This is a genomic window from Rhodanobacter sp. Root561 (assembly GCF_001427365.1).
Taxonomy (GTDB): Bacteria; Pseudomonadota; Gammaproteobacteria; order Xanthomonadales; family Rhodanobacteraceae; genus Rhodanobacter.
In genome coordinates, this window is sequence record NZ_LMGH01000010.1 from 371,600 (window position 1) to 389,087 (window position 17,488).

Consider the following 17,488-nt stretch of genomic DNA (forward strand, 5'->3'; position numbering starts at 1 on the left):
CACCCTCGCACACGGCCTTTTCGAGCCGGTAGTGTATCATCCGACACCTTCACGATCCGGACGCAACACGCATGCAAAAGCTGATTACCCTGCTGGTTTTCACCATGCTGGCGCTCTCTGTCGCCGGCTGCCACATCGTCTACAAGCCCGACGTGCAGCAAGGCAATCTGCTGGACAAGAAAACAGTGGAGCAGCTCAAGCCCGGGATGACCAAGCATCAGGTGCTGGTGCTGATGGGAACACCGTCGGTGAACAGCCCGTTCGACCAGAGCCGCTGGGACTACGTTTCGACGTTTTCGCATCGTGGTTCTCCGATGAAGGTGCGCACGTTCACTCTGACCTTCAACAACGACACCCTGGTGCGTACCGAAGGCGACTTCTTTGCGCAAGACGCCCAGCAACTGGTCAAGGACAGCAAGAAATACAACGCCGGCTATCCGGCCAACGAAACCGAAGGTGACAAGAACACCTCGCCGGATGACAAGAAGGACAACGGCGGTTTCGGACAGGGCAGCAACGACGGCCACTGATCAATCGACGGCCTGGCTGCACATGGCTCAACGGGCGCGTCGCCGACGTGCCTCCATCGGATCGAGCAGCAAGGGGCGATATATTTCGACCCTGTCGCCGTCACGCAGTACGTGATCCGGCGCCACCTTGCGGGAAAACAGGCCGAGGCGTTCGGAACTGATCGTGCCCTCGGGGAGTGCCTCGGCCATCCCCGAAGCGGCAATGGCTTGGGCCACCGTGGCACCTTGGGCGAGATCGATCCGGCGCCGCAGGGCACGCTCCGGCCCCGCGCAAATGACTTCGACCCGGATCGTGGCCTCACCCATAAACGCGCCCCGCCTCCCGGCAAAAGTCATCCACCATGCGCCCGGCCAGCCCCTGGAAACCGAGCTTCAGGGCACTGCCGCCGAGCCGACCGGCGTAATCGAAATCCAGCGCAAATGCGACCTTGCATCCCGCCTCGCCCAGCGCGATGAAATCCCATACGCCTTCGAGACTGCGGAACGGCCCATTTACCAGATCCATCTGCAGACGCCGTGGCGGGTCGATCGTGTTTCGCGTGGTGAAGCTCTGCTGGAAGCCCGCGAACTTGAGATCGAGTCGCGCCACCAGCACATGTTCCGAGCGCTCCAGAATTTCCGCACCGGCACACCAGGAGAAGCGCTTTGGGTATGCTTCGACTTCATTGACCAGGTCGAACATCTGCGCTGGCGAATATTTCACCAGCGCGCTGCGGCGGATTTCGATCACGACAACCTCTTCGGCTTGTGCATTCATCCGTGAATGCGAAAGATCAAGTGAGCGTCCTGCCTGGACGCAATCTCAACAAAGCGTCGCTCCGATGGGAACGACGGGCAATGCGGCCGCCCAGAGGCCCGAAGTTTAGCGGACATGGCCAAGAACAAGGACAAGGACAACAAGGGTGGCGGGACCATCGCGCTGAACAAGCGCGCCCGCTTCGAGTACCACATCGATCAGCGCTTCGAAGCCGGCGTCGCATTGCAGGGTTGGGAACTGAAGGCACTGCGTGCGGGCCGCATCAATTTCGGCGACAGCTATGCGGTGGTGCTGAAGAACGAGATATTCCTGGTCGGCACCTCGATCCCCCCGCTGATCAGTGCCTCCACCCATGTCATCGCCGAGGACCGGCGCACGCGCAAATTGCTCCTTCATCGCAAGGAGATCGACCAACTGGTCGGCGCCGTCGAACGCAAGGGCTACACCCTGGTGCCGACCGCGATGTACTGGAAAGGCAACAAGGTGAAGGTCGAGATCGGCCTGGCCCGCGGCAAGCAGGAACACGACAAGCGCGATACCGAGAAGCAGCGCGACTGGCAGATCGAAAAGCAGCGCACCATGCGGTCGCACAATCGCGCAGCCTGAAAACGGCGGCAAGGCACCAAAGAAAAACCCCCGATCGCTCGGGGGTTTTTTATTGGTGGAGGTGGCGGGAGTCGAACCCGCGTCCGAAGGCGTTAAATGCCCGGATCTACATGCTTAGCTCGCCGTTCGATCTCGTTCCGCGACAAGTACGGTGGGCAAAACGCACCGCGGAACCAGCCTGATTGATTTAGCCTAGAACCGCCAGGCGGCAGCGTTCGGCGATCTCATGATAATGACCCTACACCGACGAGCATGAGCACAAGTGGGTTCGGGGCTTACGCCTTAAGCGGCGAGAGCGTAGTTGTCGTCGTTGGCAACTATGAGTTTGCTGCTGGATTAACGAGGAAAGCTGCCCCCTCGGCATGCACCAAGTCATCTCACTACCCCCGTCGAAGCCAGGACACCCCCGGGGAAAACGATCTGACACCCCAAGTATATGGGGACGCGGCACGCAACACCAATGCCCGGTCGATGTACCGCATGCGAGCCGTGCAATCCTTGACCATCGTCAAGCGGAGTGTTGTTAGGTCGTTAACGCAACGTCTATACTTGGTGGCTTGCAAGATCCCGTATCCGTCGCACTCGTGGGAAAGACCTCGATGACTCGATTGCATTTGCTGGGCCTGGTTGTGGCCTCTGCCCTGTTCGCCACCGCTAGCGCCCACGCCGAAGGCGACAAGGCCGCCGGCCGCAAGCTGGTTTATACCTGCGCCGGCTGCCATGGCGTGCCCGGTTACACCAATGCCTATCCGCAGTATCCGGTGCCGAAGATCGCCGGCCAGAACGAGCAGTACATCGTCAACGCGCTGAATGGTTACAAGGCTGGCGACCGCAAGCATCCCACCATGGATGCGCAGGCCCAGAGCCTGTCCGATGCGGACATCCGGAACATCGCCGCCTATCTTTCCAGTCTCGCCAAGTAGTCGCCAAGGATTTCACGCATGAACCGTGTGCTTACCCTGCTTTCCGTCGGCGCCGTGCTGGCGTTCGCGTCCACCCAGTTGCTGGCCAATGGCAATGCCGAGAACGGAAAGCAGAAGGCTGCAACCTGCTTCGCCTGCCACGGTACCGATGGCAACTCGATCGACCCCCAGTACCCTCGCCTGGCAGGACAGTACAACCTGTATCTCCAGCGCGTGCTGCACGAATACAAGAATGGCGATCGCGACAACCCGATCATGAAGGGCATGGTTGCCACGCTTTCCGACCAGGACATCGAAGACGTGTCCGCGTATTTTTCGGGACTGCCGAGCAAGCTCGACACCCTGCAGGGCCACATCGGCGGCGACAAGTAAGTCGATTCCCTCTTCAGTCCGAAAAGGCCCGCGCAAGCGGGCCTTTTCCGTCATGACACACCGACCGGTTCAGGCAACCGCGGATTTGCCCTCGGCCTTGCTGTAATAGGGCTTCTCGCCGCCGGCGTGATCGGTAGCGTCACGTACCGCGGTGATTTCCGGCACCCGCTCGCGCAGGGTCTTTTCGACCCCCTGCTTCAGGGTCACGTCGACCATCCCGCAGCCATGGCAGCCACCACCGAACTGGAGCAGCACCACGCCATTGGCGTCGATCTCCAGCAGGCTGACCCGGCCGCCGTGCGACGCGAGCTTGGGGTTGATCTCGGCCTCCAGCACGTAGCGCACACGCTCGATCAGTCCCGCCTCCGCGCCAGGGACGTCACCCTTGATCTTCGGTGCCCGGATATTGAGCTGGCCACCGGTCGCATTCGGCTCGAAGTCGATGCTGGCGCCATCAAGCCAGCTGGCGCTTTCGCCATCCACATGAAAATCGAAACCGGCGCACTCGATCGTCCATTCCCCACCAGCCAGGTCGATGGGCTCGCAGAACTCCAGTTCGCAGTTTGCCGCGGGCGTACCGGGCGAAGTCACCCGCAGGCGGATGCCCAGCCCTTCGATGCCCTGTTGTGAGAGAAGGCGCAGAAAGTGCTGCTGCGCACGCTCGGAAATATCAATCATGCCTGCTCCAGAACCGCCCATGTCGATGCCGGCCAACCGGTGCCGACGAAACAGCACCATTTTAGTCCTGTTTCAGGTTTCATGCGCGCTTTGACTTTTGCGCGCACAACTTCGACGCTTCGCCTCCGCTATTCCGAACACCGATGGAGACTGCATGAACGCCAACGAGCTCTCGACCAGACATTGCCAGCCCTGCAAGGGCAAGGAACACGCACTGCAGGCGCCCCAGATCGCCGACCTGCTGCAACAACTGCCAGGCTGGAGCCTGGTCGACGACGGCCGGGCCATCGTGAAGGACTTCACGTTCAAGGATTTTCACCACACCCTGGGTTTCATCAACGCGGTCGGCTACATGGCCAACCATGAAGACCATCACCCGGATCTGGAGGCGGGCTACGGCCATTGCCGGATCCTGTGGTCGACCCATGACGTGGGCGGGCTGTCCCTCAACGATTTCATCTGCGCCGCGCGGGTCGAGGCGCTGCTGGCGCGCTGATCAGTAGTCGGTGCGCGACTTGTCGCGGGTATAGACCAGCCGCTTGCCCTTGACGGCAAGGACGTCGAGGAAGTTTTTCAGGTCATCGGGCAGCGGCGCGGAAAAGCTGTAGGCCCGTCCATCCAGGTCGAAGCTCATGTGCGAGGCGTGCAGGAACAGCCGTTCCAGCCCCATCTCGCGGTAGCGCTTGTTCATTTCGCGGTCGCCGTACTTCGGATCACCGGCCAGCGGGTGGCCGACATGTGCCGCATGCACCCGGATCTGGTGCGTGCGGCCGGTGCCCAGGGTGGCCTGCATCAGGCGCGCGCTGGGGTACTGCTCCATCTCGCGGAAAAACGTCAGCGACGGCTTGCCGCTGTCGGCCACCCGCACCATGCGTTCACCACCCTGCAGCACCGACTTCAACAGCGGCGCGTTCACGTCGAACTTTGCCTTGGACGGGTGGCCGAGCATCAGGCACAGGTACTGCTTGGTGACTTCGCCGGCGCGGATCGCCGCCTGCAGACCGGTCAGCCCGGCGCGAGTCCGGGCGAAGACCAGCACACCGCTGGTATCGCGATCCAGCCGATGAACCAGTTCCAGATGCTCCTGCGGCCTGGCCGCGCGAAGCAGTTCGATGGCGCCGTGGCTGACCCCGCTGCCACCGTGACTGGCCACGCCCGAGGGCTTGTCGATCACCAGGAAATGCTTGTCCTCGAAGATCACCGCATCGGCGACCGCGGCAACCAGCCCTCCGGCGGGGGCATGTCCTTCCGACCTCTCGGCCACTCGAACCGGCGGGATGCGCAGCGTATCACCCTCTGCGAGACGGGTATCGGGCTTGGCCCGCTTGCCGTTGACGCGCACCTGACCCGTACGCAAAAGCCGATAGATCATGCTCTTGGGGACGCCCTTGAGCAGGGTCACCAGCGCGTTGTCGATGCGTTGACCGTCTCGTTCGGGACCGATCTCGACTTGACGTACACCGTGAGGTGCGTCATGGGAAGTTGCCGTCTGCATTGAAAAAAACCTGCTGAAATAGGATACTCGGCGGGCGCTACATTCTGCCCATCGAAGTCTGGATCGGGTCGAGTGCCCGCCCGTAACGTCGGCGAGGATTGCCCCGGTTGCCTTCTGGCGGCCGGTCGCGACTCCCTTTCATCGTAACGGTTGGGCCGTCGTTTGTCCGATGCCATTGCGGCATCGGGGCGGCAGGCGCAGCTGACCGAATCATCCCGACGCCGGAAACGGTGCCGTTTTTTTTGCCGCTTAACTGCAGCGGCGCGATCCCCGGCAGGCCGCCACTGTGGCGCCACCGCGGCACGCGACGCGCGGCCAAGCCGAGGATTACCACCATGAAACGTATGTTGATCAACGCGACTCAGCGTGAAGAGTTGCGCGTGGCCATTGTCGATGGCCAGAACCTGTACGACCTGGACATCGAAATCCCTTCGCGGGAACAGAAAAAGTCCAATATTTACAAGGGTCGAATCACCCGTGTCGAGGCTTCGTTGGAAGCCTGCTTCGTTGAATATGGCGCCGAACGCCACGGTTTCCTGCCGCTCAAGGAAATCTCCCGCGAATATTTCACCAACGGCCTGGACCCGCACAAGGCGAACATCCGCGAACTGATCAAGGAAGGTCAGGAAGTCGTCGTGCAGGTGGAAAAGGAAGAGCGTGGCAACAAGGGCGCCGCTCTTACCACCTTCATCAGCCTGGCCGGCCGCTACATGGTGCTGATGCCGAACAACCCGAAGGCCGGCGGCGTGTCCCGCCGGATCGAGGGTGAAGACCGGCAGGCCCTGAAGGAAGCGCTGGACCACGTCACCGTGCCGGACGATGTCGGCCTGATCGTGCGCACCGCCGGCCTGGGTCGCGATGCCGAAGAGCTGCAGTGGGATCTCGATTACCTGTTGCAGCTGTGGAAATCGATCTCCGAGGCGGCCGGCAAGCAGAAGGCGCCGTTCCTGATCTACCAGGAATCGAAGCTGTTCATCCGTGCCCTGCGCGACTACCTGCGCAGCGACATCGGCGAGATCCTGATCGACGACGAGTCGCTCTACAACGACGCTCGCGACTTCATGCAACAGGTGATGCCGAACGCCCTGCGCAAGCTCAAGCTCTACCGCGACGACACCCCGCTGTTCACCCGTTACCAGATCGAAACCCAGATCGAGAGCGCGTTCGACCGCCAGGTGCGCCTGCCGTCGGGCGGCTCGATCGTGATCGACCAGACCGAGGCGCTGACCGCGATCGACGTGAATTCGTCGAAGGCGACCAAGGGCAGCGACATCGAGGAAACCGCGTTCAACACGAACTGCGAGGCCGCGGTGGAAATCGCCCGCCAGGCGCGCATCCGCGACGCCGGCGGCCTGATCGTGATCGACTTCATCGACATGGACAGCCCGCGCCACCAGCGCGAGGTGGAAGACCGCCTGAAGGAAGCACTGAAGCTTGACCGTGCCCGCGTGCAGATCGGCCGCATCTCCCGCTTCGGCCTGCTCGAGATGTCACGCCAGCGCCTGCGCCCCAGCCTCGGCGAAGCGACCCAGATCACGTGCCCGCGTTGCGAAGGCCACGGCCATATCCGCGGCGTGGAATCGCTGTCGCTGTCGACCCTGCGCCTGATCGAAGAACACGCGATGAAGGACAACACCGGCCAGGTGCTGGTGCAGGCGCCTTCCAGCGTGGTCAACTTCCTGCTCAACGAGAAGCGTGCCAGCGTGGTGGAGATCGAACTGCGCCACAAGGTGCACGTGATGATCATCGCCGACGAAAAGCTGCAGACCCCGCACATCGAGATCCAGCGCATCCGCGAAGCGGACATGGGCGAGCACAGCAAGCCCAGTTACGAAATGCTGACCGCGGTGGAAACCGCCGAATTGCCGAAGATGGGCCAGGCCCTTGGCAGCGGTGAGCAGCCGGCAGTCAGCGGCGTGCTTCCGGCAAGTCCGGCCCCGGTGCGCGAGGAAGTCGCGGCCGCCCCGGCGCCCAGCCGACCGACCGCGCCCCGTCGCAGCCCGGCAGAACCCACGGCAACGCGCAGTGCTCCCGCCGGCGGCGTCATTGCCCGTTTGCTGGGCTGGTTCCGTGGTCCGGAAGCACCGGCGGCGACCTCCCCTGCTCCGGCGCGCAGCGACAGTGGCAACGAGAACGGCAACCGCAGTCGTCGCGACGAACGTGGCAACCGCAACGGCAACGGCCCCAGTGCCACGTCGGCCCGCCAGCCACGTCGCGAAACGACACCACCGCAAGGCTCGCCGAAGTCGGCAGCTCAGCAACAGGCGCGCAGCAATCGTCAGCGCAACAACGAATCCCAGTCGCGACCGGCACCGCAGGCGCAAACCCAGTCTGCCAGGGCGGAACGCCAGCCCAAGGCTCCGGCCGAGAACGCTCCGCCCCGGGCCGAGCGCAAGCCCAATCCGCAACAGCAGCCGAAGGATGAGCGCCAGCCGCGCGTCGTGGAAAACCAGCGTCCTGTTGCGGCCCCGATGGACAAGGTGGCCAAGGAAGCCGAGTTGCTGGTGACGCCCGTTGCCGAGGCAGCGGTGCCCTCGTCCGAAGAAGGCGCGGCGGATACCGAAGGTGCCCAGTCGCGGCGTCGGCGCGGTCGGCGCGGTGGCCGTCGTCGCCGTCGTCATGACGAAGCCGGTGCCAATGGAACCGATATCAGCAGCGAGCAGGCCGAGGCGCTGGACGACGAGGACCGCGAAGAAAGCGCCCTGGCACCCACGCCCGTGGCGACTCAGGCGGGCATTGCCGAACGCGTATCCACGGATGCCGCTAACGTCAGGACTGGCGCCGCGGATCAGGCCAAGGCATCGGCCCGCCCGACCCATGAAAGCTCTGCGTCTGGTGTGACAGAAGGCCAGTCGACGCTGGAGACACCTGCGGCTGTGATCAGCGCAGTAACTGCCTTTAACCTGCCTGCGCTGCCGCCGATTCCGCTCCAGGACGAACCGGCTCCGGCAAACAGCAGCACCGATCAGCATGCCGTCAAGGTTGAAGTGGCCGAAACCAGGCCCGCAACGACCCCATCCAGCACGCTGGCAGCCAGGCTTGACCAGGAAAAGACGTTGGCGGGAACCGTTGACGTAGAAGCTTCGCCCGAAGCAAGGTTCGTGGCCGTTGAAACACCAGCGGTGACGCCAGCCGTCAGCCAGCCGTCCACGCACGCGGGTGCTTCAAGTGACGCCATCGTCGCACCGGCGGCACAGCCTGCCGAGGAAACCACCGTCGAGGTTGCGGTTGCGGCGGTGACAGCTCCTGCCTCCACGATGACGGCGACTCCGGTCGAGAAGCCCACGTCGGCTGCGCCAGTGGCCTCCGGTTTCCCGAACACTGATTCGACCAGCCCCAAGCCGGCGGCGGCATCCAGCACGCCCGCATCACCGGTGGCGGCGGAGCAGACCGGGCCGGCGACCGCCACCGAGGCGGTGTCCGCTCCCCTTCCGATGCCCAAGCAAGGTGACCTGCTGGGCATGCCTCCCCGTCACGTCACGGTGACGGACAAGGCCATCGAAGACACGGAAGAACCTGCACCGGTCCCGCACGACAAAAGCGACGCGCAAGGCTGATTGCGGCAATAGAAAAACCGGACGAAAGTCCGGTTTTTTTTGTCCTCGCATCAGGCTTCCGTTGCCGGGAGCTTCAGTTGCCTACGTGATGATTCGGCGTATCGATCAAGCCATGCACCGTCATCAGATGGGCGAGGCTCAGCACGTGGTCCACGTGGAGCTTTTCCATCAGTCGCTGCTTGTAGGTGGAAACGGTCTTGGGACTCAAATTGAGCTGCTCGCCGATCATCGTCAGCGGCTTGCCCCGAACCAGCATCATCGCCACCTCCAGCTCGCGGCTGGACAGCGTATCGAAGGGCGAAGCGCTGCCATCGAGGGTGGCCAGGGCCAGTTGCTGGGCAACGGCCGGGGCGAGATAGCGCCTGCCGCCGGCAACCTGGCGTACCGCCGAAACCAGTTCGTCCGCACTGCACCCCTTGGTCAGGTAGCCCAGTGCCCCCGCGTCAAGCAGGCGCTTGGGAAAACGCGCATCGTCGACGACGGTCACGATCACGATATGCGTGGACAGTTTTGACCGGCACACGCGCTCGGTGAGCTCGATCCCGCTCATGCCCGGCATGTGCACGTCGACCAGGGCGATGTCCGGACTCAGGGTGCGGATCAGCCGCAGCCCTTCCTCGGCGGTGCCCGCCTCGCCCGCAACGTGAATGTCCGACTGCTGTTGCAGGATCATTCGAAAGCCGGTGCGCACCAGCTCGTGATCGTCCACCAGGACCACATTGATCACTTGACTCCCTCCTTGGTAGGGCTGCTTGAAATTAGGCTGCATGGTACGCCAATGCAAGTGGCCTCATGGCCCATGAACCGCCGGCGCGATCCTTGCGCCCGGCCAGTCCAGCCGCGCGCCCCCTCCCTCCGCGCGTTGCAGTCGGCGTGTCCGGTATCCGTCAACAGGCTCAGGCGGCCAGCACGCCCCGGCCCTGACCGGTGGTCCCCTGCGCGAGCGTAGCCGCGCCATGGGTGTAACTCGCCAGGACGAGGGTGGAGCTCGGTCCGGGCATCTCTACGCGAATTTCCCTGCCAAGGCGCTGAAACTCGTCCCGTGCCATTTCGCGTGCAAGCTTGATCGCAGCGCCCAGCTGCAGATCGCTGAACAAGGTGATGTGATGGCGGCAGATGCTCCAGCCCCCGTTTGCCAATGGCTTCAGCAGGATCGTCACCATCACAATCACTCCCCTTCCAGTGAGGCCCGAAAACGTGCCGCTGACCGGCCAGCGAATGCCGTGCCCGACTGGAAAGGAATGTGACATGGCGACGCGCCAGATGATGTCAGCCGACGCCCACGATGAGTGTGCGCAAAACGCCGCAGCAGCTTCTTCGAATTGCACCATCGACTGGTGAAGTCCGCACGCAAACGGAAAAGCCGCCCAAAGGGCGGCTCTTCCGTTTGTCGTTTCGACAGGTTTGTCGAAACCATTCAATTGGTGCCAAGAGGGGCAACGAAAAGCCAGCAATACCAAGCCATGCGGACGGCCGTCTGGAAAGTTACTCACAAAGTTACTCACGATATGCTGTTATTTGCCTGTCTCATGGAAGAAGGCCCACGCAGCAGAAATCAGAGGAATGGTCGGGTCTTTTCCGCAGTACCGCTTAATCCATTCCTCCATCCCGGGGAAGTCAGTAGCGATCTCTCGCCCTCGCTGCGCACTCACGCCAGAGGCAAAGCCGGCGAGCCAATGGGTGTAGGCGTCGGAAACTCCAGGACGCTGCCACTGTGATCGGGCCTGCAAGTAGGACCCGCAAGACGCCTGCCCAAGGCCAAAAACTGTCGATAGCCCGGCCTTCGCTTTGGCGGTCGCGTATGTGAATGCCACGACACATCCAGTCCGCGGCGCGCTGGCGTACGTCACCTTGCCATCAGGACCTGTGCATCGATATACGGCCGCCGCGTCGGAACTCGCTTGTGTATGGCCATGCTCAGCCGCGTTTGCCACAGAAGCCACTATAAATACGAGAAAGATGATCGCGTATTTCATAGCTCCCCTTTTCCGTCCGGTCATTTCCATTCCTTTCTACTTTGGAAATTGGCGCGTCAGTGCTGACGGCTTCGCATGCACGATCACACTTAATCGCACTGTGCGACTGAATCATGGCTTTTGGAGCCGCTCAACACCAGAACATCACTAGTTTGCAATTGCCGTCCGAGGGTTGCGGTCACCCGGGCTTGCGCAGGTTCGCCGCCACCCTCGCCTTACCCTCAGCAGTACGCGGGCCAGTGGAACACCCGCCATGCCACTTGCAGCGGCGCTTACCGGGCACGCTTAGGGCTTCGCAGGGATGGCCGTCGCGGCGGCGACGTGCGCCGCATGGAACGCGCAGCAATGCGGCTAAGTCATTCGCCCTGGTGCTACCTAAGTTGTTCGCGCGCGCAGATGGCGTCAGTTTATTCCGGTGCTCGGCAGTGATGTGCAATATCAAGCGATTGATCACGCTGCTGAAGTCGCCGCCCAAACGGTTACCGGTGTTCGCCATGATGACGGCGCGGGCCGCGTCGCTGGGGTAGTAGTCGATCCGGGGATACCGCTGCCGCCGTTCCCGCTGTTGTTCCAGTTTCCGGGTTTTGCGCCCGGCGTTTCCGCAGTCATCGCGCGCGCGCGCGATGCTGGCGGCATCCTGTTCTGTCCTGTTCTCAGGCTCGCTCATATGACCGCACCTCTCTTGGCTTGCATGGTCATCGGCCTGTTTGGCTGGCCTGATTCAGCAGATCGGCGGCGGCTTTCAAGTCCGGATCGTCATTCCCTTTCGCCATCTGGTACAGATTGGCCAGATTCGGGATCTGTCCGTTGTACGGCACGTCGATGCTACGCCTGAGGAATCGCACGAAAGCGGGGTTCGTCATCAGGCGGGCCGCGAGGTTGGCGGACACCGCGCCGGCCGCGATGCCTCCCGCCGTTCCCGGGTGGCCCGTGAGTGCGGACATGATGAATGCCCCTGTCGTGCCAAGCTGAAATCCAGCCGTCGCCGTCCCCGATGGATTGGCAAACACCCTCGACCATTGCCGCACGTTGGCCGCCATGCGCGCCACGGCGTCCATGTCATCGCTGAACCCCTTGCCGAATCGGCCAAACAGATTGGCCTTCGCCTGAGGACTAAGCTTGTTCCAGTTGGTCAGGAACGTCGACATGCTGAACTCGTCGCCCGCGGCGTTCTGCTGACCTGGTGTTGCCTTGCCAAGCCGCCGTATCACCGTCGACGCAAGCACCTTCTGCTCGTCGGGCTTCAGGCTCTGCATGACCGTGCGCAGCGTGGTGGCGCCGTCCTTCGTGCCGGACGTGGCGGCGTTGAACACCGCTTCGGGGCCGCCATTCTTGTCGACCACGCGGGCCAGGGCGTCGATGCGTGACTGTCCAGCGGCGTAGTAGGCATTGGCGCGGTTCCAGGCTCGGCGCGCCTCGGGCACGCTTTTCACCGCATCAGACATGTCCTGCGAAAGCGCCCCATACAGCCGTTTGAGATCGGAGCGCGCAATGGAGCCATCACCCATGCCGAAGCCAATGTCTGCCAGTTTCTCGCCGATCCGGCTGCGCAGTTGCTTCAACCCCTGATATGGCAATGTCCGTCCGCGACCCATGATGGCGTTCCAATCCAGATCATCGCCAAGCGCTTGGCGCAGCTTGTCCATCTTCGAGTCGATGAACTGCCCGGATGTTGCCTCCATGCGACCCGTCGGAGTCGTCAGCTTCGCCAGCGCGCTTTCCGTATTGTTGGCGAAGATGGGCGTGTTTGGCGGGAATACATCGTCGAGCTTGTCGTACAACTGACCTGATTCCGCCTTGAACCGGTCGAGAAACCCACCAGCACCGGAAATGCCGCGCTCGATCACGCGGCCCGCCTTCACCGGGTCGGCCATGGGCGACAATCGGCCAGCGATGCTCTCCATACCCTGCGCCACCTGATCGGCCTGATTCTGCGCGGCGTTACGCATCTGGCCGGCGGCGCCCGGCGTCTTGGACAGGAGCGATTCGGCACCCTGCGTGCGAGCGTTCTGCGTGGCCTGCCCGACCGTTGGCATGGTGCCGGCGCGCTCAAAGTCAGCGATATTCTGCGCAACCCGCTGCCGCCCAGCTTCACCACCACGGAACAGGGCCTGAAACCCTACCTGCCCGATCTGCTTTGCGGACGGCAGAGCGCCACCAATCAGCCCAGCGGCTATCTGTACCCCGGGCCCATACCCCGCTTCATGCGCCAGTTCCGACGATGCGGCACCCGTTGCCGTGCTCGCGATCTGGTTGCCGGCGTGTGCCGCCATGGACTCGCCAACACCGGCAAGCAGCGGGCTTGCAGAGCCTACGGCGGCCTTGCCAAGGCCGATGAAACCGCCCGCCCCGGCCACGCCACGATCCACGGCGCTGACCACCCGTTCCGTCGCGTTTTCCGGCTGCGGGTTCGGGATGCCGACGCCGTTCATCCATCGATCGATGGTCTGGTTTGACGGAGCCTCGCGATAGTTCGATCCGACTGCCTTGTAAATCGGGTTAGCGACAGTTGATACCGCATCATTCAGCAACGCCGGAATGCCGAGCGCTCCGTGCACCACGTTGCGGCCGGTCATGATCGCAGCGCGGCCAAGATCCTGCCCGAACGATCGTGGCGGCTCGACATAGCCGCCTTGCACGTCGCTGAAATCGGCCCGTAGTTGCTGTGGCGCCTGCGTGGTCTTCGGCTGTCCCGCGTGATGCTGCTGCGCGTAGGCAATGGCCTGTTCTTCCGTTGCCCCATCGGGCGCAGTGACCTCGTATTTCGTTCCGTCAGGAGCGGTGATCTCGAACTTAGGCATCAGTGTGTGTTCCTGTCGTGGGTTGGTAAATTAATTGCCGCGGACTCGGATCGTGTCGGGTCGACTAACTGGCGCAGGTAGAACACCAGCAGGGCATGCGCGAGCGGATCGCCGTTGCCATCCATGTAGCCCTCGCACAGGGCGGCTTGTTCGGCGGCGGCTTCCAGTTCCTCGACCGGCAACACGTCGACCACGGCGCGGGGAATGCCCAGCTTCACGGCCAGCACCAGCAGACGTGCGCGAATGGCATGCAGTGCCAGCAACTCGGCCTTGTGATCGGTGAGCCGCTGGCGCAGTTCCGGAGTGACGCTGCCGGCTGGCGCCTCGACATGCAGACGTTCGCCGCGGGCCTGAAGATGGATGCCAGCAGCACGACACTGGCGGATTAGTTCGACGGCGCTCATAGGTCGATCACCTCCCGTTCCGTGTTGCTTTCCTCTTTTTTCTCGGGGAGGGTGTTTTTATCCGTGACACGGTGACAATCCTTATCCAATGCGGGTTCTAGGGCATTTCCTATCGGTGACACTTCGGCAGGCGTCACGGTTGCCGATGCTTCACAAACCGCGCTGCTATGCGGTTGTCCCGCTGTCACGGATAAATTGCCCCCTTCGGCGGAAAGGTAACGATTGAAGGCGTCTGCGAAGTCGGCGAGGGCATACCCCTTGAGTCGGTCGCCGTTCGGCAGCCGTGTCGTTTTCGGCTTGATGCCGAACTCCGAAAGACGCGCGGCGAGCTGGCGGATCGTCAGCGGGTTGCCGCGGTTCCACGTCGCCCACGGTGCTTCCTCGTCATGGGTCAGGATGTCCAGCAGCTCACGGCTGGCCAGTCGGCCGGTGTGACGTTCCTTGAATGCTGCCTCGACGTCGCGGAGCAACTCGACATTGATGCTCTGCGTTTCTTCCTCGACACCGTGAAGCGCCAGCGCCGCGGCCCGTGCCAGTCCCGGCCATTCACTGCCGGCCAGATCGGCAATGGCCAGCAACGGCTCCCAGCAGTCTTGTGCACGATCGCCCAGGCCATGCGCGGGTGCGGGCTGGGCCGATGCAATGCGGTGCCGGTGATCACGCGCCCAACGTGTGAGGCGTGCCTGCAGATCCATCCACGGCTGCGGGTCAGATCGCCGGATATTGGCCGCTGTCTCGCCGGCCACCTTGCGACGCATGCGCAGCGGAATCGAACGATCCTCGATCGTGCCGGCCAGCTTGCCGATGCCGCACAGGATCTTCGGCGCCCAGGTGCTGAACTTCGTTGGGGTGTGATCGTCACCCACGCAGCGGATGACAAAAGCGCCTTCGCGGTACAGGCCTGAATTGATCAGACCGCGCGCTTCCTCGTTGTCCTTCAGGAAGGCGTCTGCCTCGTCGATGCCCAGCGTCGGCGACCACAGTTCCACGCTGCGGAAGATGGCCGATGGCGTGATGCTGGAAATCGACAAGGGCCGGAACACCAGCCGCATCATCGCCGTGAGCAACACCGTCTTGCCGCACCGCATTTCCGGTGCGGATATGTGCGCCAGCGGCGACACCGTGAGCACGTCCATGCAGTAGGTGTGCACCACCCACAGGGCCGCGGCGCGGATGGTCGGCGGGTCGGCAATGACGTGCTCCCCGATGATGGCGCAGAGATCGGCAAGCAACTGCCTGCCGTCGACCGGTTCCGGCCACGGTTCCACCTCGGCAACGACCTCGACACTGCCGCCGTCATCCTTCGTCGCGGTGAGCTTGTCCAGTTCGCCCACGCTGGCCTTCGCTGCCTTCGCCGCGGCGCGCACTCGCTGATAGCGTGCCGCGTCGTCTTGGCGAACCTTGGTCAACGCGACCAGCACGTCCGCCTCGAAGATCGCGCCGGGGTCGGTGGTAAGCCTCCCCAGCGCCAGCTCGATCAGGTCGGGATCTGGAAAGGCTGCCTCCTCGCGCGCAGCCAGATCGTCGATGCTGGCGCTATAGCTCTCAGCGTGCATGCAGCACCTCCTGGGCATCGAAGATGCGCAAGGCCGCGACACGGAGCCGGGTCAGGTCGGTATCGTCCAAGGGCTCGCCGGCGTCCAATTGGTTGGCACCGATCAGCACCACGCTGGCCTCGGTCACCAGCACACTCAAGGCAGCACGCCAGCGGGGCAGCATCGCCGCTTGTCGGAGCTGGCTGCGTTCGGCGGGCGACATGCTGCGCAGATCCTTCCGTGCGAACAGGTCGCCCACCTGCAAGCCCACCGCGCCGAGCACGTCGTGCACCTGACAGCCGGCGAAGCAGTGCACCAGCAGCGTGCCGTTGTCGGCCTCGGTGATCGCCAGTGAGGCAGACTTGCCGCCATGCGCTGGGCAACGCGCGCGCCAGCCCTTGCCGGTCTTGATGACGCCCTCCAGGCGGCCGATCAGGTCAGCGGCGCTCATGGCCACCCCCGATCAGCGAATAGACCGCGACGCGGGGATGCTTGCGCCCCTGATCGTCGTAGCGGTCCACCCGAATCGTCTGGATATTGTGGCCACCCTCGCGCAGCTCCTTCACGCGAGCCGCCGGCATCATGATGTTCAGATCACGCCGCGCCGCGATGGTGTCGATCGCCTCTTGGCGCAGGTGGGCCAGCAAGCGCAGACGCTGCGCCGCGGCGCTGGTGTAGGTGGTACGATGCTGAGCAGATATGTTCTGTGTGCGATCTCGAAGCCCCGTTGCCGCGGGGTTTCGTCGTGTCTGGGGCGTGCTCATGCGGCGGAGTCGATCAGCGCGCGGATATCCTCAACGCGCCATGCCGTGATGCGCGCACCCAGCTTGACGGGTTGCGGGTAGCGGCCGGCGCGAACACCAGCCCACCAGGTCGATCTGCTGACGGGATAGATGCCGGCTGTTTCCGACTTCGTCTTCGTGGCGGGGATGCGGACAATCTGCGGCAAGCGCAGATAGCCGGTTTCGGGGAGTGCTGCAGCCATGTTGCTTTCCTTGGGCCGCTATCGGCCGTCGTTGAACATGGCTGCAGATTGTTCGCACAAGCGATGCGTTGAATAGGCGCAGTTGTCTGCGACAACACTCAGAAATGGGCGCGGACAACTGCCGCAAACCTCACTGCTACAGGGTTTCCATAGGCGCGGGTAACTTCCTAGCGTGGGCCAGGGCGGAGCCCATCTGCACGGATAATTTGCGCCATCACTTCTGCGGCCCGATCCGCGACGCCTTGTTGTTTCAGCCAGTTTTTAACCGTCTCATTGGTGCTTGCGGTACTCGGGTCAGTCGGATCGTAGTTCACCCAATAGCGCCTGACCGCTTCTGCGAGCTTGCGCAGCAATTCAGTCTCGTGAGTGCCCCACGGCCAAGAGTGCGCGCTCGCATCTGTGACTTTTGGCGAAGCTTTCGGAAAATCTTCTGGAAATGTGAAGGGGATAGGCAACGACTCACCCCACGTACGAAACTCCCCTAGCCGCACACCAGTTTCACGGCTTCCGTAATACCTGTCGTTCTCCGTACTGTAAGCGGGCAATTGGCTCCCTAAATGAGACTTGGCGATTGAAACGAGGCGCTTCAGCTCGGCATCCAAATGGCTCGGCAAAGCGTTTCCTTTGATTGCCCTTGGATCAAAACCACGAGAAAGAATGCACGCGTCGCCATAGTCCACTAGCGAAAGATTCGCCCAATAGCTCCAATCAATACGGTTTGAACTGCCTGCTCTTGCTGGCTCCTTGAAAGATCGGACGCCCGAAAGATCGGGGGGCAAGTCCTCATGGTTCATCGCACACACCTCTGTGCCCTTCATAAGGTGCCGCGCCAGCCGGGGAAGGTGCCCGGTTTTCGGGGATCAGCCTAG

At 62.8% G+C, this 17,488-nt stretch carries 20 protein-coding genes and 1 other RNA gene; 6 read left to right on the plus strand and 15 right to left on the minus strand.

Annotated features, from left to right (window positions below; all coding sequences use genetic code 11):
- Positions 1 to 71: 71 nt before the first annotated feature.
- Positions 72 to 530, plus strand: coding sequence for an outer membrane protein assembly factor BamE (gene bamE / locus ASD55_RS08205; protein ID WP_056718614.1), 459 nt, complete (start codon positions 72 to 74; stop codon positions 528 to 530).
- Positions 531 to 557: 27 nt separating this feature from the next.
- Here the strand turns inward: bamE and ASD55_RS08210 are convergent, their stop codons facing one another.
- Together ASD55_RS08210 and ASD55_RS08215 are read right to left on the minus strand one after the other, a co-directional pair.
- Positions 558 to 836 (minus strand): RnfH family protein, encoded by a 279-nt coding sequence (locus ASD55_RS08210; protein ID WP_056765101.1) that lies wholly within the window; start codon positions 834 to 836, stop codon positions 558 to 560.
- Positions 829 to 1,260 (minus strand): type II toxin-antitoxin system RatA family toxin, encoded by a 432-nt coding sequence (locus ASD55_RS08215; protein ID WP_056718641.1) that lies wholly within the window; start codon positions 1,258 to 1,260, stop codon positions 829 to 831. The genes ASD55_RS08210 and ASD55_RS08215 overlap by 8 nt, the downstream gene beginning before the upstream one ends.
- Before the next feature lie 141 nt (positions 1,261 to 1,401).
- Here ASD55_RS08215 and smpB point away from each other — a divergent pair, with 141 nt between their 5' ends.
- Positions 1,402 to 1,893, plus strand: coding sequence for an SsrA-binding protein SmpB (smpB, locus tag ASD55_RS08220; protein ID WP_056765104.1), 492 nt, complete (start codon positions 1,402 to 1,404; stop codon positions 1,891 to 1,893).
- Positions 1,894 to 1,946: 53 nt separating this feature from the next.
- Here the strand turns inward: smpB and ssrA are convergent.
- Positions 1,947 to 2,301: a transfer-messenger RNA gene (gene ssrA / locus ASD55_RS18040) on the minus strand.
- A gap of 191 nt (positions 2,302 to 2,492) precedes the next feature.
- On the opposite strand from ssrA, the gene ASD55_RS08225 reads away from it, so the two are divergent.
- Both ASD55_RS08225 and ASD55_RS08230 read left to right on the plus strand, forming a co-directional pair.
- A complete protein-coding gene (locus tag ASD55_RS08225; protein ID WP_056718617.1) occupies positions 2,493 to 2,816 on the plus strand; it encodes a cytochrome c in 324 nt (107 codons plus the stop codon).
- An 18-nt stretch (positions 2,817 to 2,834) separates the two neighbouring features.
- Positions 2,835 to 3,188 (plus strand): cytochrome c, encoded by a 354-nt coding sequence (locus tag ASD55_RS08230; RefSeq protein ID WP_056718618.1) that lies wholly within the window; start codon positions 2,835 to 2,837, stop codon positions 3,186 to 3,188.
- 69 nt (positions 3,189 to 3,257) lie between these two features.
- Here ASD55_RS08230 and ASD55_RS08235 read toward each other — a convergent pair whose 3' ends face one another.
- A complete protein-coding gene (locus ASD55_RS08235) occupies positions 3,258 to 3,866 on the minus strand; it encodes an NfuA family Fe-S biogenesis protein (RefSeq protein WP_056765389.1) in 609 nt (202 codons plus the stop codon).
- 154 nt (positions 3,867 to 4,020) lie between these two features.
- On the opposite strand from ASD55_RS08235, the gene ASD55_RS08240 reads away from it, so the two are divergent.
- Positions 4,021 to 4,362: a 4a-hydroxytetrahydrobiopterin dehydratase gene (locus ASD55_RS08240; RefSeq protein WP_056765108.1), complete on the plus strand. Its 342-nt coding sequence runs from the start codon at positions 4,021 to 4,023 to the stop codon at positions 4,360 to 4,362.
- Here the strand turns inward: ASD55_RS08240 and ASD55_RS08245 are convergent, their stop codons facing one another.
- Positions 4,363 to 5,361, minus strand: coding sequence for an RluA family pseudouridine synthase (locus ASD55_RS08245; protein WP_255357471.1), 999 nt, complete (start codon positions 5,359 to 5,361; stop codon positions 4,363 to 4,365).
- Positions 5,362 to 5,696: 335 nt separating this feature from the next.
- Here ASD55_RS08245 and ASD55_RS08250 point away from each other — a divergent pair, with 335 nt between their 5' ends.
- A complete protein-coding gene (locus ASD55_RS08250; protein ID WP_056765113.1) occupies positions 5,697 to 8,918 on the plus strand; it encodes an Rne/Rng family ribonuclease in 3,222 nt (1,073 codons plus the stop codon).
- Between the two features lie 73 nt (positions 8,919 to 8,991).
- Here the strand turns inward: ASD55_RS08250 and ASD55_RS08255 are convergent, their stop codons facing one another.
- The 10 genes from ASD55_RS08255 to ASD55_RS18395 form a co-directional block, all read right to left on the minus strand.
- Positions 8,992 to 9,645, minus strand: a complete 654-nt coding sequence (locus ASD55_RS08255) for a response regulator (protein ID WP_056718622.1) — start codon at positions 9,643 to 9,645, stop codon at positions 8,992 to 8,994.
- A gap of 169 nt (positions 9,646 to 9,814) precedes the next feature.
- Entirely contained in the window at positions 9,815 to 10,423 is a 609-nt protein-coding gene (locus ASD55_RS18825) for a hypothetical protein (RefSeq protein ID WP_235577758.1), read from the minus strand.
- Between the two features lie 649 nt (positions 10,424 to 11,072).
- Positions 11,073 to 11,561 (minus strand): HGGxSTG domain-containing protein, encoded by a 489-nt coding sequence (locus ASD55_RS18045; protein WP_082542696.1) that lies wholly within the window; start codon positions 11,559 to 11,561, stop codon positions 11,073 to 11,075.
- A 28-nt stretch (positions 11,562 to 11,589) separates the two neighbouring features.
- Positions 11,590 to 13,695, minus strand: coding sequence for a hypothetical protein (locus ASD55_RS08265; RefSeq protein ID WP_056765116.1), 2,106 nt, complete (start codon positions 13,693 to 13,695; stop codon positions 11,590 to 11,592).
- Positions 13,695 to 14,099: a hypothetical protein gene (locus tag ASD55_RS08270; protein ID WP_157598918.1), complete on the minus strand. Its 405-nt coding sequence runs from the start codon at positions 14,097 to 14,099 to the stop codon at positions 13,695 to 13,697. The genes ASD55_RS08265 and ASD55_RS08270 overlap by 1 nt, the downstream gene beginning before the upstream one ends.
- Positions 14,096 to 15,655 (minus strand): DUF3631 domain-containing protein, encoded by a 1,560-nt coding sequence (locus tag ASD55_RS08275; RefSeq protein ID WP_056765122.1) that lies wholly within the window; start codon positions 15,653 to 15,655, stop codon positions 14,096 to 14,098. The genes ASD55_RS08270 and ASD55_RS08275 overlap by 4 nt, the downstream gene beginning before the upstream one ends.
- On the minus strand, positions 15,645 to 16,085 hold the full coding sequence (locus tag ASD55_RS08280) for a hypothetical protein (protein WP_056765125.1): 441 nt from the start codon (positions 16,083 to 16,085) through the stop codon (positions 15,645 to 15,647). The genes ASD55_RS08275 and ASD55_RS08280 overlap by 11 nt, the downstream gene beginning before the upstream one ends.
- On the minus strand, positions 16,072 to 16,398 hold the full coding sequence (locus tag ASD55_RS18830; RefSeq protein WP_235577759.1) for a helix-turn-helix domain-containing protein: 327 nt from the start codon (positions 16,396 to 16,398) through the stop codon (positions 16,072 to 16,074). The genes ASD55_RS08280 and ASD55_RS18830 overlap by 14 nt, the downstream gene beginning before the upstream one ends.
- A complete protein-coding gene (locus ASD55_RS08290) occupies positions 16,395 to 16,619 on the minus strand; it encodes an AlpA family phage regulatory protein (protein ID WP_056765128.1) in 225 nt (74 codons plus the stop codon). The genes ASD55_RS18830 and ASD55_RS08290 overlap by 4 nt, the downstream gene beginning before the upstream one ends.
- Before the next feature lie 167 nt (positions 16,620 to 16,786).
- Complete coding sequence (locus ASD55_RS18395) at positions 16,787 to 17,413, minus strand: hypothetical protein (RefSeq protein ID WP_157598920.1); 627 nt, start codon at positions 17,411 to 17,413, stop codon at positions 16,787 to 16,789.
- Positions 17,414 to 17,488: the final 75 nt, after the last annotated feature.